The sequence below is a fragment of the Microcoleus sp. bin38.metabat.b11b12b14.051 genome (genome assembly GCF_013299165.1).
Classification (GTDB): Bacteria; Cyanobacteriota; Cyanobacteriia; order Cyanobacteriales; family Microcoleaceae; genus Microcoleus.
The window spans coordinates 282,666-294,575 of the sequence record NZ_JAAFKD010000003.1; the positions used below are offsets into that span (position 1 = coordinate 282,666).

Consider the following 11,910-nt stretch of genomic DNA (forward strand, 5'->3'; position numbering starts at 1 on the left):
ACACTAGCGCCCGCCCGTGTCTCAACAGATTCGATCGACTTTTACCCTCTCAGGAGTTCTGCGCCTCAGACTTCTCCTCAAAATATCCCCGTACTCCATTCGTATCAAAACCCTAAATTTTGCCTGAAAACTGGGTTTAAGAGGCAAACGCATCTTACATCTGCTTCAAGATTTTTCAATCCTAATACCCAACACCGCCCGATCGCATCACCTGCAAGGCCGATATCGCAGCGCGAGTCGATTTGAGCTTTGAGATATCAGATGATGCGAGCCCGCAGATTAATCTGCCGCTAGCAACAGGCGCCAGCCCCTCGTCCGTCGTTGAGTCGAAAATTTGGCGCTATTGACGGCTTTTGTCGCACAGCAAGAAGTATCCGTTGCTTGGGCGGAGGCGATAGGGATATGGTGGCGGCGGGTTTTAGTGTAAAAAATTTTCTGTGGTATCCTGCATCGATCGAGAATTACGCTCCCAAACGCTCTAAAACCAGGTTTTTTAACTTAATTACACGCTTTTAATCAAGTATTCTCCTTAAAAAAGCGAGTTTTTTCGCAATTGTTATTAAGCAAGCGCCACGAACTGCCGACAACCAGAGTTTTTAGCTAAGTAATCTCACCAGCATCCACCAGAAAAGGAGATTTTACACCTAAGTAATATCCGCAGCATACACCTAGAATTATATGATTAGGCAAACAAAGCGCCCTTCAAGACTCGTATAATAATAAGCTATTTATGTGATTACTTGTGGTGTCAAGCAATCTGCCAATTCTGCAATTGCTTGCGGCACCTCGCCACGACTAGCTCCCGATCTATGCGCTCAGTTTATATTCTAAAAGTTTAATAAAATAATTTACAACAATCCGCAGGATGTTGTACTATTTCAGTTAAATCCTGTAACACTTCCCCAGGGGGAAAGAAAAATCAAGGGTTGCAACTTCTAGGTCGAGCGACCTATTCAAACAAAAACACCTGTCAATACGTAAGTAATTTTAAATTTGTGCGATGTATCGATACATCGCTTCAATCTCCTTTTTTGCTACTTGTTTGCCACATTGCGATCGGCGCTATTCATCTGGGTTCCATCTGTGCCATTCTAGAATTGGAAATTAATTTATAATAAACCGGGAAAAATCAACTATGCTGACAGCTTCAGAGCTTTTTGGTTACAAATTACAAGAACTAATTCACCAAGGAACTAACACAGTTATCTATCGGGGCATATCCACAGCAGAAAAACAATTAGTCATTCTCAAAGTTTTAAACACCGACTGTCCAACACTAGAACAGGTCGCCCGTTTTAAACACGAATATCAAATCACCGAACATCTCGACAGTGAGTATGTCATCAAAGTTCACCGACTGGAAGCTCATCAAAATAACTTGGTATTAGTGTTAGAGGATATGGGAGGTATCTCGCTGAAACAATGGATAAACACGCTAGCAAAAAAACCGCAATTTTCCTGTATACCAACCAATAGTCCAGCAGACAAGCCCCAAAATTATTCCTTATCCACAAACGATTTTTTAGACACGGCTTTACCCTTGGCAAAAGCTTTAGTATTCCTGCATCAAAATCAAATCATTCACAAAGACATCAAACCGCATAATGTTATCATAAATCCGCAAACAAAGCAAGTAAAACTTGCTGATTTTAGCATCGCTTCCCGGTTAAGAAAAGAACAAACAGACCTAAAAAATCCTGATCGCCTAGAAGGAACCCTCGCCTATATGTCGCCCGAACAAACCGGGCGCATGAACCGCCATTTAGACTACCGCAGCGATTTCTACTCTCTCGGTGTCACGTTTTACGAATTGCTGACAGGACAATTACCATTTACCAGCAGTGACCCGTTAGAAATGGTGTACTGTCACATAGCCAAACAACCCCCTCCCCTGCAACAATTAAACCCACAAATTCCGCCAGTTTTGACTCTGATTGTAGCAAAACTCATGGCAAAAAATGCCGAAGATAGATATCAAAGTGCCACAGGATTGTTAGCAGATTTAGAACTCTGCCAAAATCAAATCGATAATTCAGGTACAATTTCTAACTTTATCCCCGGACAACTAGATGCCCTGAGTCAGTTGTCAATTCCTCAGAAACTCTACGGGCGAGAAACGCAAATAGCCCAACTATTACAAATATTCGATCGCGCCAGCAAAGGCAGCAGCGAAATTGTCCAGATCGGCGGCTACTCCGGCACCGGGAAATCTGCATTAGTACATGAAATTGTCCGCGATATAACGCGAAAACGCGGCTATTTCATCTCCGGTAAATTCGACCAATTTAAGCGAAATGTTCCCTACGCTTCTTTCACTCAAGCTATCGGTAGTTTTGTGCAGCAAATCTTAATGGAAAGCCCTACTCAGCTAGCAGCATGGCGGCAAATACTCCTAGATGCTTTGCAGGAAAATGCTCGAATAGCGATCGATGCTATCCCGGAATTACAATTAATTTTGGGCGAGCAACCTCCCGTACCAAAACTCGGTGCTATTGAGTCTCAAAAGCGCTTCAACCGAGTCATGAAGAAGTTTATCCAAGCAATTGCTACAGCCGAACATCCCTTAGTAATGTTTCTCGATGACTGTCAGTGGATAGATGCTGCCACAGTCAACTTATACCAACACAATTGCACCCAAAAAAACCCTTATTTGCTGGTTATTTTTGCTTGTCGAGATCACGAAATCAGTCCGACACATCCCTTCATGCTGTTAATTGAGACAATTCGTACCGCAGGAATTTCGATCGCAAATATTGACCTAGAACCCTTAGCAACTTTTGAGGTAAATCGATTAGTTTCAGAGACTTTAAATTGTTGTCCAAGAAAAGCGGCCTTTTGGGAAAAATTGCTGGTAGAAAAAACTCACGGAAATCCCTTTTTTTTAAAGCAGTTATTCAAATCGCTATATCAAGAAAAATTGCTGACGTTTAACGTCAATGCTGCCGAGTGGGAGTGGGACATCCAACAAATTAAGCAGCACGATCTTTCGGAAAACGTGGTGGATTTAATGGTGAAAAAAATTCAGCATTTGTCAGAGCCAACTCAGAAAATTTTACAGTTAGCGGCCTGTGTCAACAACCAATTTACTTTAGAGATATTGTCAGTATCAAGCGAACAATCTTTGACTAAAACAGCACAAGATTTGTGGGAAGCGCTGGAAGTAGGATTGATTTTGCCTGTAGATGGCGCCTATCGATTACCGCAAGTATTGGAGCAGCAAGAATTAGAAAAATTAGGTAAAATAGCGAGCAAAGTGCGCTACAAGTTCTTGCACGATCGAGTACAACAAGCTGCTTATCTGATGATTCCTGACTCGCAAAAACAATCCGTGCACTGGAAGCTGGGACGCTTGTTGTTGCAAGCAAGCAATGAAGCGCAACGTCAAGAACAGATTTTTGATATTGTCAATCATTTGAATTTTGGTCGCAATTTGATTGCAAATCCTGAAGAGTTGTATGAATTAGCAGAATTGAATTTACTAGCAGGTAAAACTGCAAAAGTGGAAGCAGCTTTTGCCGATGCACTTACTTTTTTTCAAGCCGGGTGCGACTGTTTACCTGTGTCAAGTTGGCAAGATAATTATGCCTTAATTTTCACCCTAAATTTAGAACTGGGCGAAGCGGAATATTTAAACGGCAATAATGATGCAGCCCTAGCCATTTTAGACAGGATTTTACCCCAAACCCAGACTTTGTTAGAACAATCTGCGATCGCTGAATTAAAAATAACTTGTCTGCGGATGAAGAATGATTTATTGGCAGCTTATCAGCTAGGGATTCACACATTGAAAATTTTGGGGGTTGAGATTGAACCTTACCCAGATGATGACTTTTTAGCCGGGGAATTAGTTCAGACTAAGAGGATGATTGGCAGCTCCGTCAATAGATTAGCAGATTTACCAGAACTTACCGAGCCGCTGCAACTCGCAGCTCACCGCATTTTGAAAGAACTTTTCCCGATCGCCTATTTTACCAGTCCCAACGCTCAATATCTCTGCGCCATGAAGTTTGTACAAACGAGCATTCAATACGGCAATTCCCAACTTTCCGCCTTTGGTTACACTTTGTATGCGTTTACTTTGGTCAATAAATACCGCGAAATCGAGGCCGGTTGCGCCGCCGGAGAACTCTCGCTCAACCTCTACGAAGGCTGCGACAATAAAGAGTTAGGTGCTTGTATTTTCCATATGTGGGGCGCTTTAACTTTACATTATATGAAATATATCGACGAATGCAAGCCTTTTATGCTAAAAGCTTTCAATAGCGGTTTAGAAACAGGTGCTTATCAATGGTCGGGATATGCTTCGATTAATTATCTGTGGGTCTGCTTTTTTGGGAACGAATCTTTGAGCAAAGCTACAGAAATTTCAGATAAATTTATTCCCGTGCTCTCAAAGGTCGATCGCAATATGCTAGCTTATCACTTGCTGAACAAAAATGCGATCGCCCAACTCACTAGCCCGCCCGAAACCTTTGCAAATCCCGAAACCTTCATCAACGAAGAGCAGCTTTTAGAATTTGCACAATCCTCTGCCGATCTGACCACTGCTTTTGTAATTTATCTTTACAAGCTCACCCTTGCTAATTGGTTTGGCGAGGTCGATCGCGCCTTAGAATATGCTCTAACAGGCGCGCAATTTTTGAAAGGGGGCGCCGGACATTTTGTCAACCCGGTTTTTCAGTTCCATCACGCGATCGCCCTAGCTGCTGCTTGCACAACAGCCGGTGATAGCGAGTCCCAACTCTACCGAGAAGAGCTAAATATTACTCTAGAGAAGTTTCGAGATTTAGCAGAGCATTGTCCTGCAAATTATCTGCACAAGTATTCACTAATTCAAGCAGAAATCGCGCGGCTCTCAGGAGACAGTTACACAGCAGCACAACATTATGATTGGGCGATCGCCTCCGCCCTCAAAAATGGCTTCGTCCAAAATGCTGCCCTAGCCAATGAACTAGCTTCCCGATTTTTCCTAGCACAAAATCGTTCCAATCTCGCTAAAATTTATCTGAATGACGCCCGGTTTTGCTATATGGAATGGGGTGCAACTGCCAAAGTTCATCAATTAGAACAATCCCATCCGGATTGGTTTAACACAATCAGCGACGAGCAGATAACCATAACTACAACTGCAAGTACGGCCGCCGATACCAACATTTTTGATTTAAAAACAGTAATCAAAGCATCTCAGGCGATTTCCAGCGAAATCGTCTTAGAAAAATTGTTAAAAAAACTGCTGCATATTATTTTAGAAAATGCAGGCGCCCAAAACGGATGTATTCTTTTAGAACGAGACGGGTACTTATTCGTCGAAGTGTCGGATACCGACCCGCAGGATTATGCAATATTTGAAGAATTGCAGCCTGTAAAAAAGAACTGTCAAGTGCCTCTTTCTATCGTCAATTACGTGGCCAGAACTCAGGAACCTTTGGTTTTAGTCGATGCAACTCAAGAAACACTTTACCAATTCGACACTTACATTCAAAATACTCAACCCAAGTCAGTTTTGTGCGCGCCCATGATATATCAAGGAAAGTCCATGGGTATAGTTTATTTAGAAAACAACTTAGTAGCAGGAGCTTTCACTCGCGAAGGTTTGACACTTTTGGAAATACTCGTAGCACAAGCAGCAATTGCGATCGCAAATGCGCGCTCCTACGCCAGCGAACAAGATAAATCCCGCCAGCTAGCAGAATCCCTAGAAAACCTGCAACAATCTCAAGTCGAACTCACCCAAAAAGAAGAAGAGTACCGCACTATTTTTGAGAGTGTAGCAGACGGACTTACCTTAGTAGATTTGGAAACAGGAAAAATCGTGGCAGCAAACCCCGTAGTCTGCGAAATGTACGGTTATTGTCGGGAGGAATTCTTGAGCTTAAATCCCTTAACTCTCCTGCACCCAAACTACCTACATCTCTTCGACGAGTTTATCGCAACCGTCAGCTCGCGCCAAGAATTTTATTCTCAAGCTGTGGTGCGGCGCAAAGACGGTACGGAATTTGACCTTGAGGTAAGAGCAAAATTTTTTGAATACCGAGGTAAACCCCATGCTTTGTCAATTTGTCGCGATATCAGCCAGCGTAAAGCATGGGAACAAACTCTACAAACATCAGAAGCTCAACTGAGAGAAAAAGCTGAAAATTTAGAAGCCATCTTGATCGAACTGCAACAAACTCAAGCACAATTAGTTCAAACTGAAAAAATATCCCAACTCGGACAACTGGTGGCTGGAGTTGCTCACGAAGTTAACAATCCTATTGGCTTTATTTCTGGGAACTTGCACCACGTTCAAGAATATATTGCTGATTTAATTAAGTTGGTGAATCTTTATCGAACAACTTTTCCCGAAGCTGGTATAGAAATTGAAGAGGAAATTGCATCGATCGAGCTAGAATATCTATTAGCCGACTTGCCCAAAACTACGGCGTCCATGAAGATGGGAATCGATCGCATCCGCGACATTATGCAATCTCTGCGAAACTATTCCCGCACCGACAGTCTGGACAAAAGAGCAGTTGACATCCACGAAGGCATGGAAACTACTTTAATGATTCTGTCTCATCGGCTCAAAGCGAAAAACAGCAGACCAGCAATTCAAATTATTAAACATTACAGTAATTTACCACAATTAGAATGCCATCCGGGACAAATAAATCAAGTATTTATGAACTTGATTGCTAATGCGATCGATGCTTTGGAAGAATCTAACGCGGGCAAAACCTACGCTGAAATTGAACAAAATCCGAATACGATTACAATTTGTACTGCGGGTGTTTGCCAGCTAGAACCGGACATCATCGACACAATTGTGATTCAGATTGCTGACAACGGACTGGGAATGACGGAATCAGTCATAGAAAAATTGTTTACACCATTTTTTACAACGAAAGCAGAAGGGAAAGGTACGGGATTGGGACTGTCTATTTGCTATCAGATAGTCACTGAAAAACATGGGGGAACTTTAAACTGTTTGTCTTCCCTAGACACTGGGACAGAGTTTGTCATTGCTCTGCCGATGTAGTCAGTTGTCAGTTGTCAGTTGTCATTTGTCATTTGTCAGTTGTCATTGGTCATTAGACCTCTTGCAAAAGTCTTTTTGATCAACTTTAGGAACAGGCTCTTCGGCCCGTTCCACAAAAAAAATATCTTTGTGGAACAGGCATCTTGCCTGTTCCTAACTATTTTTGCAATCTTGTCTATTGGTCATTTTTCTTGAATTACCAATCATAAAAACGGTTCGTAGTGAGGACTTTAGTCCGCACAATCAGAGGACTAAAGTCCTCACTACGAACCTATTTTATTATCGTCGAGCGATCGGACTAAATACGATCGCTGATTAGTCAAACCATTGGAATGGTAAAGTGAAATTCACTTCCTCGGTCTTTTCCTGGGGAATCTACCCAAATTTTACCGCCCCAGCCGGCGACAATCTGCTTGCAAATTGCCAATCCCAAACCCGTACCGCCGGCGCTGCGCCGCAAGGCTCCTTCTTCTTGATAAAATCGATCGAACACTACTTTGAGACTGCTCGCCTCTATTCCCCTCCCCGTATCGGCTACCAGCACTTCCACCATCCGAGAACCGTTGCATTTTGCTCGCACCCTCACGCTTCCCTGCGGTGTGGTGAATTTGCAAGCGTTGTCTAGCAGTTTGGACAGCACCTCCACTAGCCACTCGCCGTCTGCTTGCACTAATGGCAATTCTGAGGACACTTCGGCGATAATTTCTGGTAACTGGCGATCGACTCCGCCGCGCGATCGCACGCTGCTGAGGGCCAAGTCCACGCATTCTTGCAGTGTCAGCGATTCTACATTCCATTTAACTCGCCCGCTTTCTAAGTGAGAAAGTGTTAAGAAATCTTGCACGAGTTTCCGCATTCGATCTGCATCGCCTAGGGCTGTTTCTAACATGATTTTCCGCAATTCTGCGGGCATATCAGGTTCAGAATTCAAACTTTCTAAGCACACTTGAATCGTAGAAAGTGGTGTGCGGAGTTCGTGACCGGTGATGGCAATTAGATTGCTGCGAGTGCGGTCTAATGCTTCTAATTGTTGGTTGAGTTCTTCTAAGTGAGCGTAGGTTTCGGCTTGAATTAACGCTGCTCCGAGTTGGGTGGCGATCGCCTCTACGAGAGCAATTTCGTCTTCTTCCCAAGGCGAAGTCGATCGGCACTGGTGCAGTTCCACCATCCCCAAAACCCGCCCCTGATAAAGCACTGGCACCATCAACCAAGAAACTATTTGCCAATTTTTTACAGTTTCTGCAAGGGATTTTGTCTTGACAATCTGCGGGTGTTGTGCTGTTTGTTGGATGTAAACTCGCTCTTCTCGCGCTACTGCGTCACTCCATATGGGATTTTCCTGCAACGGCCAAGTCTGATTTATTAGAGAAATAGTCCCCTGACGCAAAAACTCGCGATCGATTTTGACAGAAATATCTGTAGCTTTGCAGCGATAAATCAAACAGCGGCTTGCTGACAAAGCTGTTCCCAATTCTTGGACTGCAACTTCGACGATTTCTTGCGGGTTGAGAGACTGCCGCATGGCGGTTGTGATTAAGTTGATCAGGCGTTCTTTGCGCTCTTGGGCGGCGATCGCGCTGTATGCTTTCAGCAGTTTGTGCTGGCCTGATTGCAAGTAGGTGACTAAGCGTTGGGTAAAAGCATCGCTCAATTTGGGATTGGGAATTTTTGAGTCTTTTGGCGCAGGTTTCTCGGGTTTGGCCGCTTTGGAAGCTGCCGATTTCCGCGTTTTTTTCGGTTTTTTACCCAAATTGTAAGTTGTGCGCGCTCGATCGATCTTTTCTGCCAATTCCGGGCGATATTTGACAATTTTGTCGAGCAACAATTCGGCAGCTTTGCAGCTTACCTCGCGATCGAACGTCCAGATTCCTTCAAATCTGCGACCTTGATCCATCAACTCCCCGCGATCGTCTTGGTTGTCGATCGGCACAATTTTTTCTTGACAAATCAGACAAGTTGAGTAGTGTTGCCCGAGTACCACTAAGTGCCACTCTTTACTTAATGCGTCCTCCGGTGCAAACGCCACAGTTTCGTGAGATTCGGAGGAATTTTTAAACTCAGTTTCCGGTGCTGCTAGCACGTATACCTGAGACGAGCGATCGGCAATGCGCCGATAGCGGTGAGCTTCTTGGCGGTAGAAGCGCTCTTGCTGAAAGCTAGCAATCACTAGGGGTTCGTCGTCCGAGCCCACCAAAACCAAATCTTCCATCGCGTGAGACAGCGCTGTCATGGAAGATTTGTAATAAATTTGTGCCCGCAGTTGGGGCAAAGCTTGCAGAAGTTCTGCCAGTAACGAAATTGGGACGATCATCTAGCCTTAAACGTGCATTTTTGCCGATGATAAAACAGGATCGATAGGAGGTTTAGATCGATCCCTTTTTAGTATCTGATACATTGATGCCTGATGATGCAACTTTTGAAGTTTTATCATGCTAGCAATAGCCCTTAGGCGAATCTAAGCTGAGGTATTTTTCAAAGACCTTGAGTTAGTCCCAAAGTCACTCATAAACCAATACGGTTCGGTTAACGTTTTTTGTGATAGACAGCTCGCCCGCTCCTTCGTAGCGAGCTGTCTATCGCAGCCATCGCAGTATCTGTTTTTCACAGGTATTGCCTCCAGCACAGTCTTCTCTCAAGCGTATTGACTTACAAACACCTGTGTTTGCGTCTTGGTTTTGACGCTCACCGATCTATTCAGACCGACTTCGGCCGCAAAACCGTCCCAGCATTGAGACTGGTTAGGCGCCCCACTGCGTATCTCTTGCACTATTATACTATCCTAGAGCTATTTGATATCGTGCCACAGGTATCGGTTGTTGGCTTTTGATATCGCGATCGCGGTTGCTGTTTTTCTTCAACGGTGGCGATCGCCTGGAGTTTTTCTCGACGGATAGCAGCACTCGCGCTGGCTGCTATCCGTCATATTTTCGATTTGAGCCTGAAGGATGACTGCATCAAACGTGGGAAACACTCGCGGGCGGGGTGGCATTCTTTTTTTGCAATTCTTTTTTTGCAACGGTATCAGCAGAGCCAATGCTTCTGGGAAGCTACCGCAGCGCCGACTCAAAATGCCACTAAAGCTGAAGTTCCGCTCTCGGGGAACCTCAGCTTCAGCTAACACTTTCCTAAAAGTATGCCGCCGTCTCCTTAAGTTGCGTTCATTTCACCAAACCGATCTCATTTGATGCAAACAACGCCAGTCCTACTTAGCATCAGCCGGAAGCAGCACCTTGTCAATTACGTGAATAACGCCGTTGCTAGCTTTGATATCAGCTTTGACAACATTAGCGCCGCCGACAGTAACTTTACCTGGTGCAACTACCACTTTCAGCGAGGAACCTTCCACACTTTTAACATCACCAGATTTCAGGCTAGTAGATAAAACCGCACCAGGAACAACGTGGTAAGTCAAAATCTTAGTAAGTTTGGCTTTGTTGGCTGGTTTGAGCAAATCATCCAAGTCTGCTTTTGGCATAGCAGCAGCAAATGCCGCGTCTGTCGGTGCAAACACAGTGAAAGGCCCTTTTCCTTGTAAAGTTGTCACCAAACCTGCTGCTCCCAAAGCCTTCGTCAATGTCTTGAATTGAGCGTCGCCAGATGCAATTGCGACAATATCCTTAGCAGCGCCAGTAGATGCCGGCGAAGCAGTTGGTTTTGGTGAAGCAGCGATTTTCACATTTTCTGCAACTTGTTGAGTTGGAGTCGTATTAGCAACAGTTGTGTTGGAGTTGATGTGAGCCCAAGCGGGGAAACCTATCAACGCGCTAGCGCCGATTACTCCTGCGCAACCTGTGAGTTGTTTCATCCAGCTAGGTACGTTTTGATTTTTCATTGCGCTTGCTTTTCCTTATGACAATAAAACAGTGAACATGAATTCTTATGTTAGCCAAATTTTCTCAAAAGGTAAGGTTGGGAAAGGCTAAGATAGACAGAAAAATTTCTCGGATTGTCGATCGGCTCACAACTCCCTAACTATAGCGCAAGCTAACGGATAGTCGCCTCAACCGTTAAATCTGTAACTCAAAACCTCAATCACCGAACCAGTTGGCGGTAAGTCAGTAGATTTGACCGAAATCGTGTCATTATCCAAGCGGCGCATCGGCGTGCCCTGCATCAGCCCCAAGAATTCATCTACGGGCACCAAATCGCACGCAGCAGCATCGGCGGCTTGGGTTTTGAAGTGCGTGGGAATCACCATTTTCGGTTTGAGAAGTTGCACAGTTTGCTTTGCTTCCGCCGGAGTGTAAGCTTTCGGCCCTCCGCCCACGGGAATTAGCAAAATATCCGGCCGCCCAATCAGGATTTGTTCTTCAATGCCGATCGGGCCAGCGACTCCACCCAAGTGTAAAATCTTAACACCAGCTTGCTGCCAGAGCCAAGCCACATTCACCCCAAACCGCCTTCCTCCCTCACGGTCTTTTTGCGTGCGAATGCCTTGAATCCGCAGCCCGTTCGATCGATAAGTGCCAGGTTCGTACAACAGACCGGGATTGCCCGAAAATCCGTCCACCGCCCCTTCATCGAGCAATCTGCTGCTAATCAGAATCAAATCAGTTGGCACCTTAGGAGAACGATAGCCTGCGGTACAGCCCAAGGGGCGAAAAGGATTCACCAGCACCCTCGCACCGCCACCGGCGAACAAGAAGCAAGTGTGGCCCAACCACTGAATCGACAAAGAACCAGCAGTTTGAGCTTGATAGCTTTCCCATCCAGAAGGCAAACCAGCGAAGAAAGCTGCTAGCAAACCCGTCTGTGCGTAACGTATTAATTGTCGCCGTTTCATCTTGTGGTTGGGTTATCGGGTGTTGGTCGTTTGTTGTTATACCATAAAATGTCACAAGGTGCGAAATGTGCGATCGAGTTTTACAGTAAAGTGTGTATTGCGTACTCTA

The 11,910-nt window shown here is 44.8% G+C and carries 5 protein-coding genes; 1 reads left to right on the top strand and 4 read right to left on the bottom strand.

What is annotated here, in order from left to right; all coding sequences use genetic code 11:
• Window positions 1-1,135 precede the first annotated feature (1,135 nt).
• Entirely contained in the window at window positions 1,136-7,018 is a 5,883-nt protein-coding gene (locus QZW47_RS05555; RefSeq protein WP_293124851.1) for an AAA family ATPase, read from the top strand.
• Window positions 7,019-7,337: 319 nt separating this feature from the next.
• On the opposite strand, the gene QZW47_RS05560 is transcribed toward QZW47_RS05555, so the two are convergent.
• From QZW47_RS05560 to QZW47_RS05575, 4 genes are all read right to left on the bottom strand, one after another.
• Window positions 7,338-9,329, bottom strand: a complete 1,992-nt coding sequence (locus QZW47_RS05560; RefSeq protein WP_293124853.1) for a DICT sensory domain-containing protein — start codon at window positions 9,327-9,329, stop codon at window positions 7,338-7,340.
• A gap of 543 nt (window positions 9,330-9,872) precedes the next feature.
• Window positions 9,873-10,139 (bottom strand): hypothetical protein, encoded by a 267-nt coding sequence (locus QZW47_RS05565; RefSeq protein WP_293124855.1) that lies wholly within the window; start codon window positions 10,137-10,139, stop codon window positions 9,873-9,875.
• An 81-nt stretch (window positions 10,140-10,220) separates the two neighbouring features.
• Window positions 10,221-10,850, bottom strand: coding sequence for a fasciclin domain-containing protein (locus QZW47_RS05570; RefSeq protein WP_293124857.1), 630 nt, complete (start codon window positions 10,848-10,850; stop codon window positions 10,221-10,223).
• 168 nt (window positions 10,851-11,018) lie between these two features.
• Window positions 11,019-11,801, bottom strand: coding sequence for an MBL fold metallo-hydrolase (locus QZW47_RS05575; protein WP_293124859.1), 783 nt, complete (start codon window positions 11,799-11,801; stop codon window positions 11,019-11,021).
• Between the last annotated feature and the right edge of the window lie 109 nt (window positions 11,802-11,910).